Raw genomic sequence first — 26,469 nt, forward strand, 5'->3', positions numbered from 1 at the left:
AAAAACGGAATCGGTTGACCCATCGTGACCGCTCAGCGTACAAAACTCTCTCCAGCGTGAAGGCCGTGTGCAAATCGGTCACGATCACCGGAATGACCGGTCACGTTCGCCGGAATACGCAGCTATATCGAAACACGCCAAAAAAACCGCTTAACGGTGAGGAGGAAGTAGATTCAGAGGGTGGTGGTGACATAGTAAGACTGGCAAAACACCGAGTGAAAAAGGAGTGCCATGATGCGGTGGTTAAGCGTGGATAGCCAGCTCAACCGCCGGTTGCCTTCAACGGCAACGCGGCGGAGAGGGAATTACCTGTATAGATGCTTAAGGGCAGCGATTTACCAGGGAAGCACTGCCCCGTCGGTGCGCGGTTCGGTGCCGCCTTGCAGTACGCCCGTTTCAGGGTCGCGCAGAATGATTTGACCTCGGCCAAAGCTGATGGAATCGGCCACTTTGACGATGTCGTGGCCCCGGCGGGCCAGCGCAAGCGCTAAATGATTAGGGAAGTCCGCTTCCACTTCGATGGTTTTGCCTTTGGTCCACTTCCAGCGGGGCATATCGAGGGCCGCTTGGGGGTTAAGCTGATCTTCTAGCATCGCCGTTACTACCTGCACATGACCTTGCGGCTGCATATAGCCGCCCATCACGCCAAACGGCCCAACGGCTTGATTATCTTTGGTGATAAAGCCGGGGATGATGGTGTGATAGGTGCGTTTGCCGGGCGCCAGAGCATTAGGATGCTGCGGGTCGAGTGAGAACGACCAGCCACGGTTTTGCAGGCTGATACCCGTGCCGGGAACTACGATACCAGACCCAAAGCCTTCAAAATTGCTTTGAATAAATGACACCATATTGCCTTCATCATCAGCTGTTGCCAGATAAACGGTGCCGCCTTTTACTGGGTTGCCATGAATGGGGTCAATAGCTTCTTGGCCAATCAGGTTTGCGCGTTGCGAGAGGTAATTGCTTGAAAGCATTTGCTTAACGCTCGGTTTCATAGCTGAACGTTCAGTAATATAATGTAATCCGTCTATATAGCCTAACTTGGTTGCCTCAATACGACGGTGCAGTGTTTCCTCCTGATCTTTTGATTCATCACCTAATGATTCAAGAATACCTAGAGCTTGAAGAACAATTAATCCACTGCCATTGGGTGGGATTTCCCAAATGTCATGACCTTTGTAGCGCACGCTAATCGGATCAACCCACTCTGGCTGATAAGCGGCCAAATCTTCTTTGCGTAAGAAACCGCCATGTTCACGGGAAAAGACATCCATAGCATCTGCTAGATTTCCCTGATAAAACGCATCAGCCTTGCTGCTGGCAATTTCACTCAGCGTTTTCGCCATATCAGGAGAACGCCATACATCACCTGCTTTAGGTGCTTGGCCGTTGGGAGTAAAATGAGAAAACCAGGGCTTGAACTCAGCTGTCTCATATTGACCATAGCGTTTTTCTGCACTTCTCCAGAGCTGGCTAGCTACGGGTGATACAGCGAAACCTTTTTCAGCTAATTCTATTGCTGGCGCTAACAACTGTTCAAAAGGTAGTTTGCCAAAGCGTTCTGAAAGCGCAGCCCAGGCGCCAGGAGCGCCTGGTACTGTGACTGGTACTAAGCCGTGAGCTGGCATTTCATCATGACCTAGGGCCTTGACGGCATCACATGAAATACTCTTTGGAGCAGGGCCGCTAGCATTGAGGCCATGAAGCTCACCTTTTACCCATACAAGGGCAAAAGCATCACTGCCAATACCATTAGAGGTTGGCTCAACGACGGTTAAAGCAGCAGCTGTCGCAATGGCAGCATCAATGGCATTGCCACCTTTACGTAACATATCTATGCCTACTTGTGCGGCAAGCGACTGAGACGTAGCAACCATTCCTCGTTTTCCAAACGTGACCATACGGCGTGAGGCGGAAGGGTAATAGTGTGGGTCAGTAAGCATTGATATTCCTATTTAGATGTAGCTTCTAGACGTTGAGCCATCAGACGGCGCTGTTTCATATAGCTATAAATACTGTAAATCACAGAAACGACCGCCAGAGTAAGCAGCAGCGCTGATATTGGCCGAGTGAAGAAAAGCGTCCAGTCAGTGCTAGTTTGGAAGGCTCGTCTTAAGTTGGTTTCTGCTATAGGGCCCAGTACAACGCCAAGTACAAGAGGCGCTAACGGGTAATCTAATTTTTTAAGAAGGTAGCCCACCGCACCAATGCAGGCAAGCAGATAAAGGTCAGATAAGCGGTTGTTGAGAGTGTAAGTACCAATTGCACAGCAGGCTAGTACAACGGGCACAACAATATATTTAGGTACATTTAATAGACGTAAAAAAGCCCTCATCAAGATAACGCCTATTACCAGCATGAAGACAGAAGCGATCGCCATGGCAATAAACATGCTGTAAACCAAGTCGGGATGATCAAGTATTAAGCGCGGGCCAATGCTTATGCCGTGTACCATGATGGCTGCCATGAGAACTGCATCAGCGGGCGATCCTGGAATACCTAACGCTATCAAGGGTATAAGGCTACCACCTACCGTTGAAGAGTTGCCTGACTCGGAAGCAACAACGCCCTGAGGTTCACCCTTACCAAAAGTTTCTGGATGTTTAGATGCTCGTTTAGCTTGGTCATAAGCTAACAGGTTAGAAATTGAGCTACCCGCACCAGGTACTGCGCCAATAAACACACCGAGCAAGGATGAGCGTATAACATTGACGGGCTTCAATAGGATGTTTTTTATGGTCTGCCAGAGGTGGGGGCGCATATCTCCACTGATTAACGCACCTGAAGAGGGCTGTCTGTCTCCGGTGGCAGGCTCTAATTCGGAAAGTAGTTGGCTCATGGCGTACATACCTATTAACACAACCAGAAACGGTATGCCCGCGGTCAGGATTTCATAGCCAAAGGTAAAGCGCTCACGGCCCATGAGTGGATCAGGCCCAATAGTGGCTATGCCTATACCGATTAGACCTGCGATCAGTCCCCTAATAAGAGAGTCACCCACTAGGCTTGCTATGACAGTCAAAGCAAAAATAATAAGTGCAAAATATTCCCAGGGCCCTAACTTAACCGCCAGAAGTGCGAGTGGAGGCGCGGCAACGATCAGTACGGCAATCGAGATAATAGAGCCCACGAACGAAGCAAATAATCCCAAGGATAACGCTTTCCCAGGATTACCTTGTCGAGCCATGGGGAAGGCATCAAAGGTGGTTGCAACTGATGAAGGTGTGCCTGGGATGCCCAGCAGAGCGGCACTAAATAAACCGCCGCTTAGTCCACCTACGTATACAGATAGCATGACCGCAATGCCCTGCATGGGGGGCATGGCAAACGTAAGAGGCAATGTAAGGACAATGGCCATTGTAATCGTAAAGCCGGGTATTGCGGCGGCAACAATACCTGCAAAAGTCGCTACTGCCATGAGTAATAGCGTATAGGGTTCGGTCACACCCCCTAGCGCTACGAGGAAAGCATCAGTCATAGATCAGATTACCATTGAGCACGAGGAAGGTAGATGTTGAAGGCCTCAGAAAATAAATAATAAGGCCCAGCAGAAAAGAGAATGGCGACGAAGATGGCAATTGCTACAGTAGTGGGCTTCCTGGGTGCAAGATAAAGCTGTGTAGTAAGCAGATATGCAAAAGTGCTGATAATAAATCCAGCAATAGGCATTGCTACCATATACACAGTAAAGAGCACCAGGTTGATGATGACCGTTTTAAGTGAGATTAAACTTCTCCAGGCAATACAAAAGGTTGTACGAGGTAAGCCGTGTTTGGAGAATTCAAAGATAATTGCCATGCCGCATAAAATTGCAATACTAAAAAAAATAATTTGTGGGAAAGTACCTGCATTCATTGGCTCCCAACGAGAGGCCGGCAATGAGCCGGCCTTGAAGGCCATGAATAAAGCACCCAGGGCGATGATGAGATAAGACAGCAGCTGTAACGTAGGGATTAATGCTGCCTCTGTATTTCTGCGCTCCATAAAGGCCTCCTAAAGAACAACGTTACCTTAATTAAGGAGGTGGGCGTTGTTTTCAATGAACTCGTTATTACGCTCTAAATAAGCGGTATAGTCTTCTCTGTTAAGGTAACGCACTGTGCCACCTACATTCTCAATATCGGTTTTAAATCCTTCACTGTTAGCGACATTTTTAAGTGCACTTTCCAATGTTGAAATGACCGACTCGGGTGTTCCTTTGGGCACAACAACTCCACGAGTAACTAAAAACTCAAGATCATGCCCTAATTCTTTAAGTGTAGGTGTATCAGGCAGCTCTTCAATGCGTTCAGAAGTAGCCGCTGCTAACACGTTCAGATCGCCATTTTCTACGAATGCGCGTGCTGAGTAATAGTCCTCTATAGCCACTGTGATATGCCCACCTGCAAGCGCACGCAACCTCTCTCCAGTCCCTTCATAGCCGACATATCCAAACTCAGTGCCAGTGGATTCTTCAAATTGCACTGCCCATAAATGCGGGATCCCACCTAACGTAACGCCCATACGATATTCACCTGGGCTTGAAGTAACATCCTCAAACATATCGTCAAGGGTTTCCCATCCCGTATCGGCATTTACTACGATGACCGAGTTATCGCTGGTCATCATGGAAACAACGTCAAAATCGTCCCAATTGAGGTCAGTAACACCTGAATGATGAGCAATCAGTAAGCCTTCATGTATCTGAGAAATAGTGTATCCATCGTTGTCTCGGCGAGAGGCTTCGCGTAAACCTACCGTGCCACTTGCACCAGGCATATTAATAACAGGTACCGCTTGGCCCAGCTCGGTTTCTAAGTGTTTGCTCACTAGGCGCATTAGCAAATCACTGCCACCACCTGGTCCCCAAGGCACAATAAACTCGATAGGCTTTTCAGGATAATTCTCAGCAGCTGTAGCGAATGCTGGAATGGCGAGTGCTGTTGCTAGAGCGGTAGCGGTGAATAGCGATTTAAAAGTCATTAGTTACCCCATTGATGATACTTAAATTGTTGTGAGTGTTGATGTGAGTATTAGCTATACGTGCAAGTGTTTTTGTAAAGGTTTGGGTTATCTTTAAGGAATAATAAGCCCTCCATAAATCAAGGCGCCTATGACCACAAACGCGGGGTGCGTATTGAAGCGAATCAGTGCGATAGCCGCGACTATCCCAATAATCGCTGTATGAAGTGCGCCGCTGGTGTTGAGGCTTTCGAGCATAAATCCCAGCGTTAGCCAGGCCATCATCATGGCAATGACCGGGCGAACCCACTGGCTCATGCGCTTAACCCGGGGGGAATCGCGATGACGGTACAGCAGCCCCAGTGCGCCGAGCATCAAGAGCAGCGTCGGGATGACCGTGGCGGCCACCGCGATGAAGGCCCCGCCAATACCTGCAACTTCATAACCTACGTAGCCCGCCATTTTGGTGGCGATAGGGCTTGGCAGGGCGTTGCCTAGGGCTAATGTTTCAGCAAACGTTTGCGCCGTCATCCAGTCATAACGGCCAACCACCTCAGCCTCGATCAGAGGGATAATCGCCGGGCCGCCGCCGTAGCCAATAATGTTCGGGATGAAAAAAGCTAAAAAGAGCTCCCAATAGATCATGCTGACCCCTCCGCTTTTTTCTTACCGGCAGGGCGCAGTAGGGCGGCAGCGAGAATGGCGCCAATCACCCAGCCGGGGTGGATGCCAAGCCAGTAGATCAAGCCAGCGGCAACAATGGCCATGACAATACTGACCCACCAACCAAGTGCGGCTTTGGATTTATCAAAAAAATCCCAGGTGAGTTGTGCCATCATCACCATCACGACGGGGACCACCGCTTGCCCCATGCCGCGAATCCACGCGACATCGCGGTATCGGCTAAAAATGCCTAACATGACAATCATTGCCACAATCATGGGCAAGATAATGGCAATAACGGCAGCGATACAGCCGATCACACCGCCTACACGGTAGCCAATATAGCCTGGCATTTTGGTGGCTATGGGGCCGGGTAAGGTATTGCCGATCGCCAGTACGTCGGCAAACTCTTCATCGGTGAGCCAGTGATGGCGGGTGACAACTTCGGCACGCACCAGGGGAATCATGGCGGGCCCACCACCGAAGCCAAAAATGCCGACGCGGAAAAAAGCCCAGAACAGTTGCCAGCAGGCGCCGCGTGTTTTCATGGACGCGTTTCCCGCAAAGCTAATGGGGTGATCAGAAGCATACCCAGACCTTATTTATCGTTTGTTGGTTAAAAAATCGATTATCTTGTCTAAAATAGAATATAGGTAGTGCCCGATCCGACGTCAACCGTGAAAAACTGAATGGACAGCGGGAGCTGAGATGAATAAAGGATATCGTCATGAATAATTCTTTACCCAAGGTAGCAACGCCAGTAGGTCCAGCAGGTACTGCATCAAGTCGCGTATTTGATAATTTACGTAAGGATCTCGTCGGTGGACACTTTGCGGCGGGAGAAAAACTCGCCATCAATGCGCTCAAAGAACGCTACCAAGTCGGTTTAAGCCCGCTGCGCGAAGCGCTTAATAAATTGGCGGCTTATGGGTTATTAATTCAGGAAAATCAACGCGGTTTTCGTGTGCCGAAGCTTTCACGGGATGAGCTCGATGATATCGCCCAGATGCGTCTGGAAATGGAGGGCATGGCATTAGTGCGGGCCATTGCTAACGGTGATTCGCTCTGGGAGGCTGACTTATTAGCCGCGGCGCACCGCCTCAAGCGGGCCGACATCACTCTGGATAAAGGCGAGGAGTGGGAGCGGCTGCATACTCAATTTCATCGTACGTTAGTCGCCCCCTGTGGCTCTGTTTGGTTATTGCGTTTTATTGAGCAGCTGCATGATCAGTTTGACCGCTATCGCCGCCTGGGGCCGAAAATGCCGACGATTCGTCAAGAGCTGGACGAGCAGCATCATCAACTCGTGGAGCTGGCATTACAGCGTGATGCCAAAGCAGCGCGTGAATTAATGGATGATCATATTCATAAATCTTACGAAGTTGCCCTAAAACGTTATCAAGAGCACGCCTAGCAGGAGAAACTGCCTCAGTAGCGACGACACAGCGTGTCTGCAGTGTGTAAACTGCTGCCCCTATAATGTCCTCCGTCGCCGTCCAGATGAGTAAAGAGAGTGCTATGCACACAGATAACCAAATAGTCGCGCAAACGCTGACCTGGGTGCGCACCTTTATTGTGGCGCATGACATTTGCCCGTTTGCGCAGCGGGAGTTGGAGCGTGAAACGATTCGTGTGGAAGTGGTGCGCTCTAAAAAAATTGAAGTGGCGCTTGAGGAATTGATGGTGGAAGTGCAGTGGTTGGATGAGCACCCCGAAACAGAAACCACGCTGTTGGTGTTCCCGACGCTGTTTAAAAGCTTTGATCACTACTTGGATTTTGTGGAGCTTGCTGAAAGCGTCCTGGTCGATCAGGGCTATGAAGGTGTTTATCAGTTAGCCACGTTTCACCCAGATTATTGCTTTGACGGTGCCGAACCTGATGATGCCTCTAATTATACCAACCGCTCTCCCTACGCCATGGTGCATCTGCTACGCGAAGAGAGCGTTGAAAAGGCTATCGAGTTTTATGGCGATACCGACGCTATTCCCGAACGCAATATTGCCAAGTTAACGGCGATGGGCAGCGACACTGCAGAGCAGCAGCTGCAACGCTGTTTCGAATCCGTTAATCAGGTGGAGTGAATAACAAGCTGATGTTTGCCTTTAGCTTTAGCCGCATACAGCGCGTCATCCGCAAGTTGCAGAACGGTATTGATATGAAGCCCGTGGTGGGGCCACCAAGCGGCGCCTAAACTACTTCCAACGCGTGCCTGCTCGTTATCAGGTAATAAAACGGGTTGGTCGATGGAGCTCAGCAAGCGTTTGCTAATCTCATGGGTGAGCATTTCAAGATGCTCTTCCTTCGTTTTAAGCACCATCACGAACTCATCACCGCCCATTCGGGCTACCACATCACCGCTGCGTAGTGCGCTTTTCAATCGCTGGGTAATCTCAATCAACAGGAGGTCGCCCGCATGATGGCCTAGCTCATCATTGACCTGTTTAAAACTATCCAGGTCGATAAAGATGACAGCCATACTCTGTTGGTTTCTTTCCGCCTCCGGTATCGCAAGCTGTATGTACTGATTTAAAAACGCACGATTCGGCAGGCCTGTTAACGGGTCGGTATTGGCTAAGTCTTCTAAGCGGTTAATAGTGCTGCGCTGATCCAGTAAGCGGGTGGCCATGTTGCGCATAGAGGTCGATAGGTGCTTAAGCTCTGGAGAGCCACCTTCAAGCGGAATGCTATCGGCGTGTTCGCCATCCTGCATTCTGTCGGCAGCATTGGCTAAGCGAGTGAGAGGAGCCGCGAGTCTTGACGCGATTATCCAGCCAACTATAGCAAACAGTAATGCAAGTAATAGACCTGTTCCCGTAATGGCATCTTGCAGTTTTTCAACAGGTGCAAAGGCGGTAGCCACGGGTTGACGGCTAACCGCTATCCAACCTAAACCAGGAAAATCTTCAAAGCCGCTGCTGCGTGCATAGCCCGTCACAAAGCGTTCGCCGTTGGGCCATGTTTCAATCGCCCATTGTGGTGATGTCGTGGTGGAACTAGGTATATGTTTCAGGCTGTCTAACGATTGGCCAATCAGCGTCTCTGGCCCTAATAGCACTGTGCCGTTAGCGGAGAGCAGCAGTGTCTCAGTGTCTTTCAGGTATCCAGAAGGCGTAAGCATGGATTGTTGGATGTACTCAGCCCATTGCCAGCTTAAATGCACGGCCAGGACCCCTTGCAACTCTTCGTTGCGGTCATACACTGGGGTCGCGATATCGACAAACTGAAGCTCTTCACCGCTGGGGTTGGTCAGCAATTGAGCCAACATGACAGCTTCATGCACGTCACCTACCCAGAGAGCCTTGCGTCCTTCCATAAAGACGGGGCGTTGAGCGACTGAAACGCCTTCTAAAATCCCCTCGGTAGCGGCTTGAACAACACCATCAGGGTCGGTGAAGCCGATCCACGACACAACGTTATGATTATCTTGCAAACGCTCTAGCTGCTCACGTAGCAGGCTAGTATCCGTGCCGTTAGTGAGCGCTTGGATACCCAATAGCAGCTTCACTTCTTTAATACGGGCATCCATGCTGCGATCCAGCTTATCAACCATTTGGTAAGCCGCTTCAGAGGCCGCATTGCCAATATTGGCTTCCATTTGCTCAGCCGATTCACGAGAAGCCACCCAGCCAAGCAGTAGCGTCGTGGCAAATACCAAGGCGGCAATCAAGGTGATAAAACGCGAGCGCAGCGAGAAGTGCGAGAAAAACGAGGAGCTATAGAACATTACAAAAAGCTTTACCGTGGTTTGAGTCATGCTCGGATGGTTAGGGCGATCAATAGATGCTTATCAACCAAACGTTTAATTTATGTTGTGAGAATGACTTTACCGGAAAAGCTTTCAATATGCGCGACGTTTACTGCAATGAAACGGTCAGAAAAAGTGTCATGTGCAGCAAAGCGTCACAAAAAGAGTCAATGTCTAAACTGACTGAGAGCCGCCTGACGCTATCGCTATAGCGCTTTATACATCACGTGGGTATCGACAAAACCAAGGCGCGCGTGTCGGTAGGCATTAGGAACGGTGCCTACAATCTGAAATCCCAGTTTTTGCCATAACGCGACGGCAACCTCATTCGTTGCTACAACGGCGTTGTATTGCATGGCCTGAAACCCTAACTCCTTAGCCTGCGCCTGTGAATGCTCACACATGGCGCGTGCTACCCCTTTTCCGCGTGCGGCGGGTGTCACCATATAACCACAGTTACAGATATGGTCGCCGGGGCCTGCGGCGTTGGCTTTTAGGTAGTAAGCACCCAGTACGTGACCGTGTTCATCTTTAACGACCATGCTGGTTTTAGGTGTGCGGCACCATAGCTCTCGGGCAGCTTCAAAGCTGATGTCGGGATCAATGGCATAGGTCTCTTGCGCCTCAACAATCGCCTTGAAAGTAGGCCAAAAGCTGGTGAAGTCTTCGTCCGACATGGGAGCGAAATGCAATGTAGACATACATGTAGACATAGTAGAGCCGCCGTTCAGCGGGCGACCTCAGCCACAATCTCGTAGCTGCGCAGCCGGTCGGCATGGTTATAAAAATCGCTGTTAATCATTAATTCATCAGCACCGGTACGAGCTTGGAACTCTTCAAGCTCTGCTTTGACCGTCTCTGGCCCACCAATAATCGCTGCACCTAAAAACTGGCTGACTTGGGCTTGCTCAACCGGCGACCAGTCTAGTTGCTCCACGGGCGGCTGCGACTGGGTTGGCTTGCCGCGGATAAGATTCAGAAATTTCTGCTGCGCGGTGGTGGCCAAGTAGTGGGCCATCGCATCGCTTTCCGCCGCCATCACGGGCAGGCCGACCATCGCATGGGGCTTATCCAAGTGCTCGGAAGGGCGGAAATTATCGCGATATAAGCGCAGTGCCTCAAATAAATAGCCTGGCGCAAACTGAGCAGCAAACGCAAAAGGCAAGCCCAGTTTAGCTGCCAACTGTGCGCTATAGCCGCTAGAACCCAATAACCAGATAGGCACATGAGTGCCTTGACCAGGGACGGCTTTCACCCGTTGCTGGGGCTCTGCATCGTCTAGATAACTGCGCAACTCGTTCAGCAATTGCGGAAAGTCGTCTACGCCGGCGTGGGCGTTGCGCCGCATGGCTTGCATCGTCGCACCGTCTGAGCCGGGTGCGCGGCCTAGCCCCAAATCAATACGATCAGGATAGAGCGTTTCCAGCGTACCGAACTGCTCAGCAATCACCAGCGGCGGGTGGTTCGGCAGCATAATGCCACCGCTACCCACGCGGATGGTGGAGGTTTGCCCAGCAATATGACCGATCAGCACCGCGGTGGCAGCGCTGGCGATACCGGCAATATTGTGGTGCTCCGCTAGCCAGTAACGGGTATAGCCTAGCCGCTCGGTTAACTGTGCCAGCGAGACGCTGTCTTGAAAAGTCTCAGCGGCGCTGCCGCCCTGGCGAATAGGGGCCAGATCAAGTACGGAAAGCGCCGTGGAAGCGAGTTGGCTCATGGGTCACCTGCAAGTTAATTCGTGGGCGCATTGAGTGAAAAAATTACTTAGCGCGCTTGGTAATTACACGTTATGAGGTCAGTGAACATAAATTGCAAGGTCTGAGCCATGTAGATATGACGTGTGCCGGTATGGACTGGATGAGAGCGGAGTGACAGTACGATCACGCTTACTCAAGCGGCGGGGTGGGGCGAATAAGAATTTCATTAACGTCGACATGGGCAGGCTGTGCAAGCGCATAAACCACGGCATTGGCGATATCACGATCTTCTAGTGCATGCTCTGGTGGTTCATTAAAGAATGGCGTGTCGACCATGCCTGGCTCAATCAACGTTACGCGCATACCGGTGCCACGCAGCTCTTCACGCAGATTATAGCCAATCCCCGTGACCGCCCATTTCGTAGCGCTATACATCGAGCCTGGGATGGTAGTGCGGCCTGCCGCTGAACCGGTTAATAACACATGGCCTTTGCTGCGCTTTAAGGCGGGTAAGCAGGCTTGAATGGTGAGCCCAACACCATAGATATTGGTAAGAATCATTTCACGCCATGCGTCGTGATCCGCACCACTAAACCCACCGGGTGAGCCGCCACGGCCGGCGTTGGCAAAGATCGCATCCAGGCGGCCAAAGGTTTCAAGTGCATGCTCAACCATTGCCTGTTGCTGCTCAAAATTAGTCACGTCCAACTCACAGGTCAGTACGTTTTCTGGCCCAAGTTCTTGAGCAAGTGCGGTGAGTTTTTCGCTAGAACGGGCGGCCAACACCAGTTTGTAGCCTTCGCGAGAGGCTGCTCGGGCGGTAGCCGCGCCAATACCGCTGGATGCGCCGGTAATCAATAACACGCCTTTATGCATGGGTTGCACTCCTTGCTCGTTTAACTAAGTAAGCCTTTAGCATGGCTAAGGGAGTGGCATCCTGCAAATGTACCTACCTAACCATTGCGGTACGGCTCTACTACTTAACGTTAGCGGGCGTGCCCATCTTCTTTGCATTTTAGCATTGCAGAGAGATCCAGAATAGCTTGGGCCATATCCGCCATGCTTTTGCTTTGATCCATGGAGGTTTTACGCAGAAACCGGTAGGCCTCTTCTTCGCTCATCTCTTGGTGGGCCATGATTAGCCCCTTCGCACGTTCAATCAGTTTGCGTTCACGCAGCGCTTTACGGGTATTTTCAAGCTCATCGCTAAGCCCTTGTAAGCGGCTGGCCTGTGCCTGGGTGAGTTCAATCAGCGAGCGCCCTAGCGGTGAGGTTAGCGCGTTGGCTGTCAGGTCACCTAGTGGTTGCGCACCCGCCAGCGTTAGTAAGTGTTCGCAGGGGGCAGGCGTAGGGCGACAGGGCGCTGCTTTGGCTTTTTCTAATCCATCTTCGGCCTGAGCGATTTTGCGGTGACAAAGCACACTCAGCTGAGTGATCAATGCATCCTCAACTGTTTTCATCGAGTCGATACGTAACGTGGTCAGTTCGTACCAGGTTTCACCCAGTGAATCAGATGTGTCTTTGGGTGGTGTTTGTGATGTCGGATGACGCTGGCAGGCGATGTCGCGTAAATAGCAAATACCGGCCAGGGTGCGAGGTGAAAGCTCCTTTTGCCATGACTGCTGCGCCTCAGGCGTAGCAAACTCTACAAACGTATCAAAGCAGCGCTGCTGATCAGCCACTAGCTGATTTAATAAAGCGCGGTGCGCTTCGTCGAAGTGGCCATGGGTAAAGCCGAATGCGCCACAGGCTCGTTCTTGGCCAGCTAATTCTTTGCCCTGCATTAAGTGAAAAATGGCAACCAGGTGGCGAGTGATATCAGGGTCGATAGAGGAGTCAGCGGCTTCAAATACAATCGCTAGCAGCCCACTGGTCAGTTGATTAAAAGCCTGAGTGGCTGCATCAGGCGAGATGGCAAAGGTGTCGATAGCCAGACGAAGCTCATCAAGCTCATCAAGGGCATACCAAACGGCGGCAATACGGCGTAGTAAGCGGGCGGCTGCCTGAGGGCGAGCCTCTTGGCTGAGCGCTTCCAGCCGCTGGCGCATTAAGGTTTCCGCCTGCTGGCTGTGTTGGCGGTAAGTATCGCGGCGGGTTTTGAAACGCTGGCCTTGAGAGGCTAAATAGATCGTTGATGCTCCTCGTTCACGTTGGAGCATATGAATAAAGCGGCTAATGTCACCGACAATATCGGCGGTGGTGGCAAGGTGAGTAAGGTTGTCAATATCGCAACGGAGGGCGGTTAAGAGCAGTTGCTGCGCTGAAGACATAGAATTTTCCTTAACGGCTCGCCGCCTAAATGTAAACACTCCCATATCGCTACCTAACTGGATAAGGGCATATGGGAGTGTACTTGAGTGTATTGGAAAGCGCTTAACGTAGCGAGAGAGCACCTGCTCCAACGTCGTCACCAACCGCATCGCGGTAGGCTTTGGCCTCTTCAGCTTCGGTGGCGTCGCTAAAGCGTACCAGCAAAACACAGGATGCCAGTGCCAGCACTGTTATTCCTAGGTAGAACAGGCCTTGCTGATAGCTCAGGCTTTCGCTGCGGAACAGGAAGGCAGCGCCGACCGCGCCCACGTTGCCGCCAGCACCGACTATGCCCGCTACAGCCCCCAGGGCCTTTTTATTGATGAACGGGACAACCCCATAAGTGGCGCCTTCGGCCATCTGCACAAACAGGCTAAACACCAGCATGATACCAATCGCTAGGCTGAGTACATGCATTTGCGAGAACGCTACCAGCGCAATCCCTTCGCAAATCAAGGCAATGAACAGCCAGCGTACACGCCCCTTTAGGCCGCCTTGCTTGGCGAATAAATCAGAAAAGACACCGCCCAGAGTACGGGCAAAAATATTCATCAGGCCGAATAAGCCAGCGATCAGGCCCGCCGTGGCTAAAGTGAGGTCAAATTTATCAAAAAAGTAGATAGCGGCAATATTATTAATCGTAAGCTCTACGCCAAAGCATAGGCCATACACAACAAACAACGCCCATACCCGAATATCTTTGGCGGCGGCTAAAAAGCTATGTTTTGCGCCGTTTTCACCGGTCGCCTCAGGCAGCTCGCCAGTTGCGCGCAGGTCACTGAAGTTACCGTTGGGTGCATCTTGAGTAAAGAACCAATAACCGATCCCGGTAAAGAACATCACAACGCCGGGTACCATCATCGCTAAGCGCCAGCCAAAGGCTTCGTTGACGCCCAGCATCAGCATGCCTGAGAAGATCAGCGGCATCAGAATTTGTGTAGTACCGCCGCCTAAATTACCCCAGCCAGCGCTGGTAGCGTTGGCGGTGCCAACCACATTGGGGGCAAACATCATTGAGGTGTGGTATTGGGTAATAACGAAGGAGGCGCCAATGGCCCCAATGGCTAAGCGCGCTAATAGAAAGGTTTCAAAACTATCGGCTAAGCCAATACCCATCACCGGAATAGCACCTAACATCAGTAAGCCGGTATAGGTTTTACGCGGCCCAATACGGTCACACAGTACGCCAATGGCTAGACGCACAATGACGGTGATCGCCACCGACGCAATAATAGTATTGCCGATTTGTGTTTGGGTCAGTGAAAGATCTTCACGAACAATCGCCATAAGAGGGGCGATGCCAAACCAGCCGAAGAAGCAGATATGAAACGCAAACCATGAAAAGTGGAAAGCGCGCATTTGAGGGGTCGAAAAGTTAAGCAGCCGAATGCGGTTGGCTTTGTTGCGTATGTCCATGGGATGGCCTCACGGGGCATAAAACGAGTTGATCACTACGCTAAACGCGAAAATTAGCGCTTTGCGTCAGCAATTGACGAGAACATGCCTTCTCCATTGAAGGTCAGGCTCGACGCACTCGTACCCAGTTGGGCCTGGTCCACGCCTACCACCACTACTGAAAATATGCAGGTAGTTTGCCAGTTGAATATTTGTTGTTAAAAATCATAATCTTAATTTGTTTTGGTTGTTTTTTTAGCACATGAGTAAATTGAATATGCTGCATGAGTGGGCATGCAGTTCTTTTTTTGCGGCATCTTGGTGCTTAAAAGGGCCTCGGTCGAGCGGGTAAATATCGGCGCTCTTCGCTTAGCCCGTTATATATGTAGCCCGTTATTCATGTAGGCCGCTATTCATGTAAATAGACAGCATCTACATCGAGCGTGGAGTATTCGCCAATGGCATCGAAATGTTCACCTAGCCAGCGTTCGGCGGCGTCCTGGCCCTGTTCAAAAAGGTGGCAGAGAAAAGGCCACTCGGAATTGGATTTACTCGACACAGAGAGTCCTTCAAGCGCCAGCTCACCGCTGATACGATGAAAAAGCGCCTGCTGGTAGCAATTTTCAATTCCCTGCTCATCAAGCGCATGTTTAAGCAGCGCGATCATGCGAATCTCTTTAATCAGTGCTGAATTAAACGTGATCTCGTTGAGACGGTTCATAATAGCTGACGCAGAGGTGGGTACATCATTGCGGCTAATGGGGTTGATTTGAATCAGCAGAATATCCCGTGCGCTGCACTCTTCCATGAGTGGGAACAGTGCCGGATTGCCCATATAGCCGCCATCCCAATACGCTTCGCCGTCAATCTCTACGGCTTGGAAGATAAACGGCAAGCAGGCGGAGGCCATCACGGCGTCCACACTCATCTCTTCTCGGCGAAACACGCGCTGCTTTCCTGTGCGCACGTTGGTAGCCGCCACAAACAGCTTTAGCTGTTCGCATTTTCGGACCCGTTCAAAATCAATATGCTCAGCCACGATATCGCGTAACGGGTTAATGTTGAGCGGATTGAGCTGATAGGGCGAGGCCACGCGGCTTAACAGATCCATAGCAATAAAGCCGGGTGAGTGATCCAGGCTCCAATTGCCAGTCAATATATCCAGGGGCGTACGACGGATTGGGCTTGTCATACCCGCTCGACTGACGGCTTTCCAAAAGTCGTACAGTGCCTGGCGAGCCGTCTCTTTATCACCGCGTGTTAATGCATCGGCCATGACGACACCGTTCATGGCCCCGGCGCTGGTGCCGCTGATCCCTTCAATTTCAATGCGTTCATCCGCTAATAGGCGATCAATCACGCCCCAGGTATACGCCCCGTGAGCGCCACCACCTTGTAATGCGAGGTCTAGCTTTTTGACCTGTGCCATATGCTTTTTCCCATTGCGACTGGTGTGATGTGTGGTTGCAGTAAGACCAGCATGGCATAGGCAGTTAGAGAAAATGCAAGGCTATTTAACGGGGAATACAAAAGGTAATACCAAATTATGATTGGCCTAAACGATAGAGTGTGGTCGACTGCATGCGATAAGTTTAATAAACAACAGTTACGTTAACGTAAACTGTTTCTATAAATATATGAATTATAAAAAACATTACAAGGGGGTTGTCGAGCATGGCGCAAAAAAATAAAGCACGCTTTAGCATGAGTCTGCAGGCGAAAATGGTCGCTTTAGTGTTACTTCCCATGCTGATTTTGGCCTTGGTGCTGTCCGCGTTGGAAGTGCGCAGCTCGATAACGAGTATGCAAGAAACGCTCGATAAGCAGCGTGATGTGTTGGTCAGTGAGCGTGAAACGACGGTGCGCTACTTAGTTGAGTCCGCCCGTAATGCGGTCTCACACCTCGTTGGCCATGCTGAGCTCAGCCAGTCAGAGGCACAAGAGCAGGCACAAGAGATACTGCAGAATTTTCGCTACGGTAATGCCAACTATGTTTTTGCCTTTGATTTTGACGGCACGGCGCGGGCGATGGCCGCTGCGCCAGAGCGGGTGGGCACCAATATGGTGGGGCTGGTCGATAGTGAAGGCAACGCCTTTGTGGAAGACCTAATTGAACGTGCCCGTTCGGGGGACGCAAGCTTTTACGACTATCAGTGGATTAACCCCGCCACCGGTGACATTGAGCCAAAGCACTCCATGGCGATTGCTATCCCTGAGTGGGATTGGATGATCGGCACCGGGATCTACCTAAGCGATATTGATGTGGGATTGGCGCAGGTAGAGGCGCTGGCGTGGCAGGAGTTTCGTCATGACTTGATCGCCAAGGGCGTTGTAGCGCTGGTGTTATTGCTAGGCGTGGGGGTGTTGGCAACCTGGCTGGTCAAGCGGGCGCTGAGCCCGGTGAAGCGTGCCGCCGCTGCGATGCATGACGTTGCCACGGGCGAGGCGGATTTAACCCAGCGCCTCCGGGTGGAGCGCAATGACGAAATTGGCGATTTGGCCCAGCAATTTAACGCCTTTGTCGAGCGGATGCAGATCACCCTTCAAGACGTACATCGCACGACCCAGAGTGTGCTGCTTGCGTCACAGAATATTGATCAAGGCACCAACGAGTTAGCCACGCGCACAGAACAGTCGGCGGCTAACCTACAACAAACGTCTTCTTCCATGGAAGAAATCACGTCGACCGTTCATCACACCACAGAAGCCGCTGATCAGGCATCGCAGCTGTCTCAAGGGGCTGTGGATGTTGCCCGTAAAGGTAACTCCGTTATGCAGCGTGTTGAGCATACGATGGGTGAAATCAATCAGTCGGCCACGCAAATTGGCGACATTATTACCTTAATAGACGCTATTGCGTTTCAAACTAACATCCTGGCGCTCAATGCCTCTGTTGAAGCGGCGCGTGCTGGTGAGCATGGGCGAGGCTTTGCCGTGGTCGCTGAAGAAGTGCGCAATCTTGCCAGCCGTTCGAGTGACGCTGCTGGAGAGATTCGTCAGTTGATCGACAGCTCAATGGAGCGTACCCAAGGTGGCACTGCCTTGGTGCGCGAAGCGGGTACCACCATGCAGGAGATCGTCGATAGCATTACCCGGGTGACCGATGTGATTGCTGAAATTAGCGCGGGTGCGCGGGAGCAAAGTGCGGGTATCAGTGAAGTGAATACGGCGGTGGCCGAGATGGATTCAATGACCCAGCAGAATTCCTCCATGGTGCAAGAGAGTGCCACCTCCGCCCAGCGGCTGCGAGCGGGCGCAGAGCACCTTTCACGCTTACTTGAGTCGTTTGTGCTGGGGGATATGGAATCAACTACGTCAGCGCTGCCAGCCGCTCAGTCACGATTGATGCCCGCGCCGCGAAATAGCGATCAGCGGCACCCAGCTGAGTGGGAGGCCTTCTAGGCCAAGAGCAATCTAAGCCAAGAACAATGCCAATATCGGCTGCTCATCCTTAGCAGCCGATGCTTTTTAGCATCTGTGAAGGCATCGTCTGTGCGTTAAGGCGCACCTGCTAACGGTGAGTGATGGCTGGTCGAGTAGGGCGCCTCAAATATGGCGTGTTCCATAAGGTTGTCCAGCTGTAGGGCTAGCTGCTGGCTGGCTTCTTCCATGACGCCTAAAGCAGCTAATTGACCATTGCGGTCGCCTAAGCGGGCAAACTTAAGCGCTTCAGCACCGCTTTCATGCATGCGCCTGTGCGGCGCCGTTAATGCTCGATAAGCCTCCGTGCGGGCATAGCGCTGGTAGCCCTCACCTTGCTGGTGCCAGCGCCCTAAGCGGCATTGGTGGTGATCTTCTAGTGGTGTGTCGGTGTTGGCAGATAATAACTGCTTATAGAGGCGACATTTCCACACCGCATGGTCAAGTTTGGCGGAGTGTAAAAATGCAGCGGTAGCACTGTGATGTATCACCTTGTGCATATGCTGCGTTTGATCCGTTAACCGATGTAATGCGTGCTTAGCTGACTGTGCCTTTTGGGCAGTATCTTCGTCGGCTTGGCGTTTTTTCACCACTGCTTGCGAATGCGTTCTTACCTGGCTATTCATTTGCTCCATTAGCAGGCTGAGCTGATGGCTTAGCTGCTGCATATTAAGCGCTAAGCGATGAACATCATCTGCAATGGCGGCTATTCCTGGTGACTGCTGGCTAGCGGAATCAGCACTCCCCAGGCCTTGGCGATGGGCCGTTTCGAGTGCTGTGCTAACCGCTAATGCTTGCGCGTGACCCGCATTGCGAGCAAACGCTACTTGCAGTTGGCTCAGAGCGTGTAGGGTCTTAGCTAATACTAACGGCGAGGCGGGGAGCGCTTCGGTATATTCAGGATCGTGACAACGCTGATCAAGGGTGTCGATGGCATGCTCGGCAGCAGCAATCAGGTTAAATGTCTCCGTTAGGGTGGCGCGTTCCCCGGCAAGCTGGTCGGCATACTCTTGAAGGCCGTTATTGAGCGAGGCCAGCATATCCGCCCCTCTCGCTTGCAGCATGCCGATGGATTGCGACGGTTTCATTAGGCTTAACAGTCGGCTGCTGGGCGAGGGGGTAGCGGCGTCGAGCTGAGTGCGTAAGTCAGCGACCTCCTGTTCCAGGCGGCGAATTTTTTGAAAAGGATGCATAAAGGTGAACATGGCAGAGACACCTACGGCAGATAGCAATATTTTGTGTTAATTTGTCACAAATTATTGCAGAGGGTTCCCCTGTACGCTTGGTTTAGCTGCTTTCAATGATGAAATTCAGCTGCCAATGGTCTGCGAGAATGAGATTATTAACGCCCTCTTTATTAAGAGTCTGAAGAGCGAAGAGGTTAGATAGTTAAAAGACGGGGTAGCTAAAAGCCAGAATAGCTAAAAGATAGAATAGCTCAACGTCGGAATAGCTCAATGTCAGAATAGCTAAGCGTTTGGATAGCGTCAGCGACGGGCCAGTTGAGCGGCGGCGGCCGTGCAACCTAGAAATGCTGAGGTGGCAAGCCACTCGGCATCAGGATAATAAGCAAACACGTATTGGTCTTCTTTCAGGCTATCAATCAGTGGGTAAGTAACGTCTTCACGTACTGCGGGGCAACCATGGCTACGTCCTAATCTCCCCGTTTGGGTAATGAACGCATCGCTTACATAGTCAGCTCCGTGGATCACAATGGCGCGCTCGAAAGCTAGGTCGTTGACGTTAGGTTCAAGGCCTTCTAGACGCAGCGAATAGCCGTTGCGGCCGTAATAGCTATTCATGGTGCGAAAGAGGCCAATGCTGGATTGGTGGCTATCAGGCGTGTTGGAAAATGTCTCGGCCTGGGCATCGCCAGACCCTTGACCATGAGAAACCAGCTCTTCAAAGAGCAGTTCATGCTGACGTAAATCAAATACCCATAGGCGTGGTTCGGTAGACGGCAGTGAGTAGTCAATGACTGCAAGGCGATCGGCAGTGGGATCGGCACAATTGAGTGCCTGAGCGGCCAAACGCAGTGCCTCGGGCGTTGCCTGGGGGGCGAGTTGCAATAACTGGTGATGTAAAGGCAGTACGCCGCGTGGTGGGGTAGATTCAACCTGGGCAAAGAAGCTAGCGGCGTGTAGCGGTAATGTAAATAGTGTAAAAGGTAGAGAAAATAATAACGTGGCAACATTTAAACGAAGAGCCATATAAGTCGATCCTACCAGCAATATCAGTCATTATGAAAATTAGCCGACTAATATAAAAAACGGGGTCGGCGATGTGGAAGACTATAGTAACGCAAGGAGAGGGTGATGAACGAGAGACAGCCACTAAGACGATGGGCGATAGGGAGCGCTCTGTGTCTAACGCTTACCTACGGCCCTTTAGGCATCAGCCCTGTGTATGCGGATTCAGCCTCAGATCCATTGCAGCAGGCGATAGCTCAACAATTAAGCTCGGCAGACGCGCAACAACTTCCGATTACTGAGTTTTACCAACTCAGTGATGGTCAGCCCGCGTGGCAGGCAGCGGATGCGGTTGAGTCACTGGTCGAGGCGCTAAACAGCTTGGAAAACGATGGCTTGGTGCCGGCCGATTATCACGCTGATACGTTGCTTGGTGAGTTTCAGCGTAGTCAGTCGGGTGATGATGTCGCACAGGCCTCGTTCGATATCAAAGCCACTCGCTCGCTGTTGCTGGCACTGGATCATTTAGAGCGCGGCAAGGTGAATCCACGAGACGTAGAGCCACAGTGGGACGCGCCGCGACCAGAAAGCGACTACTCGCTGCTACGTGTTGTACATGCCGTTGAAGATCGTGCGCTGGATAATGCCACCGCGTTGGCTAGGCCTTCCTCAGGTGAATATCAGCAATTGCGTGACGCCTTAAAGCAGCATTACCAGTTGGCAAACCTGGGTAGCGCGCCCTACCTAGCCTCCAGGGAGGAGTCTCTTCGGCCGGGGGATGAAGCCGACGATGTTATTGTGCTGCGCCAGCGTTTGGCACTCTGGGGTGAAACGGACTTGATGGTGGCTGACAGCAGCGCTTATCCGCTAATTGATGTGCAAGCAGCGTCTAATCAGCGCGTGTTTGATGCGCCACTTGAATCCGCTGTGAAGCGTTTTCAGCGCCGCCATTTACTACAGGAAGATGGTGTGGTGGGTGAACAGACCCGGCTTGCGTTAAATACGCCGGTGTCGGCGCGAATCGACCAACTGCGGGTCAATTTAGAACGCGCGCGGTGGATTCGCCCTATGCAGTCTGCCGAGCCACGAGTGTGGGTCGATATTGCCGGTTACCGAATGCACTATGTGCGTCCTAACGGCCAGCACTGGGATGCGCGAGTGGTCGTCGGCTCGCCGCGTCGTGAAACGCCGATCATCCATTCCACTATCAGCCACTTAACGATTAATCCATCCTGGACCATCCCGCCGACGATTATGCGTGAGGATGTACTGCCTCGCGTGCGCGCGGATATCGATTACTTGGCGCGTCAAAATATTCGGGTGATTAGTCCTTCCGGCGAGCCGCTGGTGGCAGAAGAGATTGATTGGCAGCGCCCTGGCGGCGTGATGTTGCGCCAAGTGGCAGGCTCGGGTAACCCGCTTGGTCGTGTCGTGGTACGGTTCCCTAATAATGACATGATCTATTTGCACGACACCCCCGCACGCGGGCTATTTCAGCGTAACCAGCGCGCACTCAGCTCAGGCTGTGTGCGGGTAGAGGGTGTGGCTGAACTGGCGCAGATGCTGCTTCAAGATACCGGCAGCCGTTACCAATTTAGTACCCTGTTAAGTGGTGGGAGTGATCGCAATGTGAACCTGACTCAACGCATCCCGATTGCCCTGCACTATTTGACCGCCTGGCCAAATGCACAAGGGGAAGTGGAGTTTAGGCCCGATATCTATCGTCGTGATGCAACACTACTAGCAGCGCTGCAGCGTCCTGTTTAAGTGCTGCGTCCTGTTTAAGTGTTCCAATGCTAGTAACACAATGCAAAACACCGCCGAAGGGCGGTGTTTTGCGTTTAAGCATTTCAATTAAGCATCAGCAAATAAGGAAGCTAGTCGTCAGTTTCCTGCTGAGCGGCAGCTACGCTAACCGGGCCTGTTTCTCCACTTTCCAGGGTGGCCAGTATTGGTGCTGCTTGGCTCTGGAATGCAATCAGCGTATCGCCGCTTAAACTGGTATTTTCGGGCAGGGCGACGGTCATCGCATTGACCGGCGAGTTGTTGACGATGACTTCATAATGCAGATGAGGGCCAGTGCTGCGGCCAGTGTTGCCTGATAGCGCTATACGCTCGCCCATGGTTACACGTTCACCTTGGCTAACCAGTGGGCGGGAAAGGTGTAGGTAGCGGGTACGATAACCGTTGTCATGACGAACGACGATATAACGTCCTGCCGCATGGTGGTTGCTCACGCGCTCAACGACGCCATTGGCAGGAGCTGTTACAGGCGTGCCAATTGGCATAGCGAAGTCTGTACCATTATGCGGGCTAATACGGCCTGTTACCGGGTGCTTACGCCGTGGATTGTAGTTCGAGCTTAAGCGGTAGCTGCCTTCAAAGGGATGACGTGCAAACGCAGGGTCTAGGCTGCTGCCCTCAGGCGTATAGAAGTTATCGTCGGTGGCGTTACGTACAACGGTAAGGTCCATGCGCTCGCCATTGTATTGAACCGCCAGTACCCGCGAATCAAGCGTTTCACCGTCGATCATGTCTGATTCAACCAGCACCTGAAAGCGGTCGCCACGGCGGCTATCACGCCGAAAATCGAGCTTCTTTTCAAGTAGCTTCGTCAGTTCTGTCACCGCGCCACTGTTTAAGCCAGTTGCCTGGGCCGAGCGCGCGAAACTACCGCTGACACTACCGGCATAAAGGCGTTGGACAGGCTCACCTTGCCGCTCAATAGTGGTGATGGCGAACTGGTCTGCATCACGCTCCAATAAAATACCGTCACGGGTATTTTTCATCATGCGTAAGGAAAGCAGACGCCCATCTTCATCTAGCTGGTAATCAAAGCTGTGTCCGGCGCGCCAGTTGGTTAGCATGCGTTGATCGGGCAGATCCTCAAGCAGGGCCAGCACTTCGCTGTACCCAAGGCCTAATTCATTTTGTGCCAGCAAAGCGAATGTTTCGCCAGATTCGACGATATGCGTTTCCCACTCAGGAACAAACGGCTCTTCAGCGGCGAGCTCTAAATCCAGAAATGAGATGTCACCAAATAGCTCAACACCGTAATCCTCATAAGAAGTGGCATCGGCAATTTCAACTGATGAAGCGTCGTCTGCATCCAGCATGCCGCTAGAGAGGGTGCCCAGCACAATCGCCATATGCAAAGCGCCGTCATTAAGCCCTGTGCCACTTAGCGTTGCGACATCAAGTGCTGGTGCATCCAGGGCTGCGGCATTAAGTACCGTTACTTCGTCGCCCAAGGCAGCTTGTCCGGCCATATCTGCTTGTGCACTGGAGATGACATTCATATCGAGATCTACGATCTCGGTGGCGGTTAATTCGCTGAGAGGAATATTGTCGCGGGTGGCGTCGAGGGCGCGTGAAGCGCGATCGATCGCTTCTGCTACCGGCGTGCGTTCTTGACGCAGGGAAGGAACCCCCGGAGCAGAATCGCTAGGAAGCGGGACCAGCACGCTTTCAAGCGGTGTGTGTGATTGATTTAGATCTTGGTATGTCGTCAGTAACTTCTGTGTGCCCAGCACAGTGACCATAGTGGCCACAGGTAACAGTAATAATTTGTGCGTGCGGGGCAGCGAATAAAGGATTCGCAACATGGGTAAATGGACCGCCGAGTTCGTGATTAAAAGCAACAGTAAAGCGCATAAACCCAGGAACCATACCCCATGAGGGCAAGGGTGAATAGACTGTATGTCTATACATAAAATTTAATTAAAAAGAATTATGGTAACAATAGGCAAAGATTACTATTTATAAACACCGTTTGCAAACAAATGTAACTGAAAAAGCAGGCTAACTAAATACCTTGTATCAATCATAGACGAAAACTGATTTTTCTAAAGCATAAATATAGCAAATGTCTAAGATTTATATAGCTTCCGAATGTTCAAGCGTCTCAATACCCATTGCTTAAGAGGAGTAACAGGCTTTTTATACACATAGGCGGCACTGATGACTGTTTCCTGGCATCCTAGTCATGTTTTTTTCGAATAATAAGCGCATCGTTTCGCTGTATTGCGTTGAGGAAATCGAAATGTCCCGGGTAACACTTTCACAATGGCAAATGTTGGCTGCCGTGGTTGACCATGGTGGCTTCGCGCGAGCGGCAGAAGCCGTACACAAAAGCCCTTCTACGCTCAACCATGCCGTGCATAAATTAGAAGAGCAGTTAGGGGTTCAGGTGCTGGAGCCCATTGGCCGCCAAGTACGCTTAACTGAAGCGGGTGAGTTGTTGCTTCGTCGTGCGCGCCAGTTAATCGAAAGCGCAGCCTCGCTTGAAGATGTGGCTACCAGGCTAGCCGCCGGCTTAGAAGCAGAAATAGTGGTGGCCATTGACCAGGTATTTCCAACGGGTGCTCAAGCCAAGGCGCTAGAGCGCTTTTCTGAAACGTATCCTCAGGTGCGTGTTCAGTTGCACGAAAGTGTGCTCAATGGGGGCATTGAAATGCTCTACGATGGCCGCGCAGACTTGGTGGTCTCCGGCATTGAGGCGCAAGGTTTTTTGGGCGAGCCGTTGGTAACGGTTCGCTTTGTGGCCGTTGCGCATCCTCAACACGCTCTGCATCAGTTAGGCCGCTCGCTGGATCTGCGAGACCTTGCTCAACATCGCCAGTTGGTCGTGCGCGACTCAGCGCTGCGTCAATCAACCAACGCGGGCTGGTTGAAAGCGGAGCAGCGATGGACCGTTACTCATCTCAATACATCGCTTGATATGCTGCGGCGTGGATTGGGATTTGCTTGGATGCCAGAAACACGTATTGGTGAGGAGTTAAAAAACGGCCAATTAAAGGTATTGCCGTTACCTGCCGGCGGTATTCGTGAAGTGCCGATTCAGTTGATTTTCCGCGACCGAGACCGGGCAGGGCCTGCGGCTCATGCGATGGCCGCAGCATTAAAACAGGCAGTAATTAGCGAGTGTAGCCAGCATGATTCGATTCACTCGAACGAAAAGGCGTAAAACATCCGCTTGAGCATCCTTGAGGCGGGGGTATGCTGAAAATAGCGTAAGGCATTAAGCCAAGCACCCGAATGACTTTTCAGGAGACGCCCAATGGGACTGCTCGTTAATGGTAAATGGCAAGACCAGTGGTATGACACCAAAAAACACGGTGGCGAGTTTGTGCGTGAATCCGCTCAACTACGTGACTGGGTGGGCGCCGAGCCAGAAACAGATGGCGACCGCTATCCTGCAGAAAAAGATCGCTACCATTTATATGTATCGCTTGCGTGCCCTTGGGCGCATCGAACACTGATCATGCGCAAACTGAAAGGGCTAGAGCCGCTGATAGGCACCTCTCATGTCAGCCCACTAATGCTCGACCAAGGCTGGACCTACCGCCAGGATGAAGGCGCCAGTGGTGACCCGATTAACGATGTGGACTTCCATCATCAGCTTTACACCAAAACCGATCCGCACTATACCGGCCGCGTCACGGTGCCCGTGCTATGGGACAAGCAGCGCAGTGCCATTGTGAATAATGAGTCTGCCGATCTGCTGCGTATGTTTAATGGTGCGTTTGATGAACTGACCGGCAACGACTTGGATTTTTACCCGGAAGACCTACGCAGCGTGATCGATGACGTTAACGCTGATGTTTATGACCACATTAATAATGGGGTTTATAAATCGGGCTTTGCTACCGAGCAGGCGGTATACGAAAAACACGTGAAAGCGCTTTTTGACGCCTTGGAACGTATGGAGGCGCGTTTAGCAGAGCAGCGATACTTGGCAGGTGAATGGTTGACCGAAGCAGATATTCGTCTGTTTACCACGTTGATACGTTTCGATGCGGTTTATTACGGCCATTTCAAATGCAATTTGAAGCGTATTGAAGACTATCCCAATCTTTCCAATTATGTGAGGGAGATTTATCAGTGGCCCGGTGTGGCGGAGACCGTCAATATGGATCACATCAAACGCCACTACTATTATAGCCACGACACGATTAACCCGACGCGGATTGTGCCAGCGGGCCCGGTGCTCGATTTTGAGCGTGCTCATGACCGGAAGCGTTTGCCGGGGCAGGGCGTACGACGTAAATAGCCCGCCACAAACAATTCGCAACAAAAAAGGGCCGCCTAATTAGGCGGCCCTTT

Annotated in this window: 23 protein-coding genes; 7 read left to right on the top strand and 16 right to left on the bottom strand. The window is 51.7% G+C overall.

The window, feature by feature from the left end:
* Nucleotides 1-257 (top strand): hypothetical protein (locus V8L70_RS01540; RefSeq protein WP_336268598.1); only part of this gene is annotated, 257 nt, incomplete at its 5' end.
* A gap of 78 nt (nt 258-335) precedes the next feature.
* Here V8L70_RS01540 and V8L70_RS01545 read toward each other — a convergent pair.
* From V8L70_RS01545 to V8L70_RS01570, 6 genes are all read right to left on the bottom strand, one after another.
* On the bottom strand, nt 336-1,943 hold the full coding sequence (locus V8L70_RS01545; protein WP_101145864.1) for a gamma-glutamyltransferase family protein: 1,608 nt from the start codon (nt 1,941-1,943) through the stop codon (nt 336-338).
* Nucleotides 1,944-1,951: 8 nt separating this feature from the next.
* Nucleotides 1,952-3,445 (bottom strand): tripartite tricarboxylate transporter permease, encoded by a 1,494-nt coding sequence (locus V8L70_RS01550; RefSeq protein WP_232774701.1) that lies wholly within the window; start codon nt 3,443-3,445, stop codon nt 1,952-1,954.
* Between the two features lie 41 nt (nt 3,446-3,486).
* A complete protein-coding gene (locus V8L70_RS01555; protein WP_101145866.1) occupies nt 3,487-3,984 on the bottom strand; it encodes a tripartite tricarboxylate transporter TctB family protein in 498 nt (165 codons plus the stop codon).
* A gap of 27 nt (nt 3,985-4,011) precedes the next feature.
* On the bottom strand, nt 4,012-4,962 hold the full coding sequence (locus V8L70_RS01560) for a tripartite tricarboxylate transporter substrate binding protein (RefSeq protein WP_101145867.1): 951 nt from the start codon (nt 4,960-4,962) through the stop codon (nt 4,012-4,014).
* Nucleotides 4,963-5,055: 93 nt separating this feature from the next.
* A complete protein-coding gene (locus V8L70_RS01565; RefSeq protein WP_101145868.1) occupies nt 5,056-5,586 on the bottom strand; it encodes a chromate transporter in 531 nt (176 codons plus the stop codon).
* Nucleotides 5,583-6,152 carry a chromate transporter gene (locus tag V8L70_RS01570; protein ID WP_101145869.1) on the bottom strand — a complete coding sequence of 190 codons (570 nt, stop codon included), beginning with the start codon at nt 6,150-6,152 and terminating at the stop codon, nt 5,583-5,585. The genes V8L70_RS01565 and V8L70_RS01570 overlap by 4 nt, the downstream gene beginning before the upstream one ends.
* Before the next feature lie 179 nt (nt 6,153-6,331).
* Here V8L70_RS01570 and V8L70_RS01575 point away from each other — a divergent pair, with 179 nt between their 5' ends.
* Both V8L70_RS01575 and V8L70_RS01580 read left to right on the top strand, forming a co-directional pair.
* On the top strand, nt 6,332-7,018 hold the full coding sequence (locus tag V8L70_RS01575) for a GntR family transcriptional regulator (protein WP_101145870.1): 687 nt from the start codon (nt 6,332-6,334) through the stop codon (nt 7,016-7,018).
* A gap of 104 nt (nt 7,019-7,122) precedes the next feature.
* Nucleotides 7,123-7,686 (top strand): DUF1415 domain-containing protein, encoded by a 564-nt coding sequence (locus V8L70_RS01580; protein WP_101145871.1) that lies wholly within the window; start codon nt 7,123-7,125, stop codon nt 7,684-7,686.
* On the opposite strand, the gene V8L70_RS01585 is transcribed toward V8L70_RS01580, so the two are convergent.
* From V8L70_RS01585 to V8L70_RS01615, 7 genes are all read right to left on the bottom strand, one after another.
* Complete coding sequence (locus V8L70_RS01585; RefSeq protein ID WP_336268605.1) at nt 7,674-9,359, bottom strand: sensor domain-containing diguanylate cyclase; 1,686 nt, start codon at nt 9,357-9,359, stop codon at nt 7,674-7,676. The genes V8L70_RS01580 and V8L70_RS01585 overlap by 13 nt on opposite strands.
* A 197-nt stretch (nt 9,360-9,556) precedes the next feature.
* On the bottom strand, nt 9,557-10,051 hold the full coding sequence (locus V8L70_RS01590; RefSeq protein ID WP_336268607.1) for a GNAT family N-acetyltransferase: 495 nt from the start codon (nt 10,049-10,051) through the stop codon (nt 9,557-9,559).
* Between the two features lie 26 nt (nt 10,052-10,077).
* Entirely contained in the window at nt 10,078-11,070 is a 993-nt protein-coding gene (locus V8L70_RS01595) for an LLM class flavin-dependent oxidoreductase (RefSeq protein ID WP_336268608.1), read from the bottom strand.
* A 169-nt stretch (nt 11,071-11,239) separates the two neighbouring features.
* Nucleotides 11,240-11,926: an SDR family oxidoreductase gene (locus tag V8L70_RS01600; protein WP_008957710.1), complete on the bottom strand. Its 687-nt coding sequence runs from the start codon at nt 11,924-11,926 to the stop codon at nt 11,240-11,242.
* A 110-nt stretch (nt 11,927-12,036) separates the two neighbouring features.
* A complete protein-coding gene (locus V8L70_RS01605) occupies nt 12,037-13,320 on the bottom strand; it encodes a nitrate- and nitrite sensing domain-containing protein (protein WP_336268611.1) in 1,284 nt (427 codons plus the stop codon).
* A gap of 103 nt (nt 13,321-13,423) precedes the next feature.
* Entirely contained in the window at nt 13,424-14,776 is a 1,353-nt protein-coding gene (locus tag V8L70_RS01610) for an MFS transporter (protein WP_035559246.1), read from the bottom strand.
* A gap of 388 nt (nt 14,777-15,164) precedes the next feature.
* A complete protein-coding gene (locus V8L70_RS01615; protein ID WP_008957707.1) occupies nt 15,165-16,184 on the bottom strand; it encodes a patatin-like phospholipase family protein in 1,020 nt (339 codons plus the stop codon).
* Between the two features lie 245 nt (nt 16,185-16,429).
* On the opposite strand from V8L70_RS01615, the gene V8L70_RS01620 reads away from it, so the two are divergent.
* Entirely contained in the window at nt 16,430-18,157 is a 1,728-nt protein-coding gene (locus V8L70_RS01620) for a methyl-accepting chemotaxis protein (protein WP_336268614.1), read from the top strand.
* 95 nt (nt 18,158-18,252) lie between these two features.
* Here V8L70_RS01620 and V8L70_RS01625 read toward each other — a convergent pair whose 3' ends face one another.
* Complete coding sequence (locus tag V8L70_RS01625) at nt 18,253-19,380, bottom strand: CZB domain-containing protein (protein ID WP_336268616.1); 1,128 nt, start codon at nt 19,378-19,380, stop codon at nt 18,253-18,255.
* 282 nt (nt 19,381-19,662) lie between these two features.
* Nucleotides 19,663-20,385: a murein L,D-transpeptidase catalytic domain family protein gene (locus tag V8L70_RS01630; RefSeq protein WP_336268617.1), complete on the bottom strand. Its 723-nt coding sequence runs from the start codon at nt 20,383-20,385 to the stop codon at nt 19,663-19,665.
* 105 nt (nt 20,386-20,490) lie between these two features.
* On the opposite strand from V8L70_RS01630, the gene V8L70_RS01635 reads away from it, so the two are divergent.
* A complete protein-coding gene (locus tag V8L70_RS01635; protein WP_336268618.1) occupies nt 20,491-22,131 on the top strand; it encodes a L,D-transpeptidase family protein in 1,641 nt (546 codons plus the stop codon).
* Nucleotides 22,132-22,241: 110 nt separating this feature from the next.
* Here V8L70_RS01635 and V8L70_RS01640 read toward each other — a convergent pair whose 3' ends face one another.
* Nucleotides 22,242-23,969, bottom strand: coding sequence for a peptidoglycan DD-metalloendopeptidase family protein (locus V8L70_RS01640; protein ID WP_336268619.1), 1,728 nt, complete (start codon nt 23,967-23,969; stop codon nt 22,242-22,244).
* A 437-nt stretch (nt 23,970-24,406) separates the two neighbouring features.
* Between V8L70_RS01640 and V8L70_RS01645 the strand changes: the two genes are divergently transcribed.
* Nucleotides 24,407-25,330: a LysR family transcriptional regulator gene (locus tag V8L70_RS01645; RefSeq protein ID WP_336268620.1), complete on the top strand. Its 924-nt coding sequence runs from the start codon at nt 24,407-24,409 to the stop codon at nt 25,328-25,330.
* Between the two features lie 93 nt (nt 25,331-25,423).
* Entirely contained in the window at nt 25,424-26,416 is a 993-nt protein-coding gene (locus tag V8L70_RS01650; RefSeq protein ID WP_336268621.1) for a glutathione S-transferase family protein, read from the top strand.
* Nucleotides 26,417-26,469: the final 53 nt, after the last annotated feature.

This window comes from Vreelandella arctica (assembly GCF_037070215.1).
Classification (GTDB): domain Bacteria; phylum Pseudomonadota; class Gammaproteobacteria; order Pseudomonadales; family Halomonadaceae; genus Vreelandella; species Vreelandella arctica.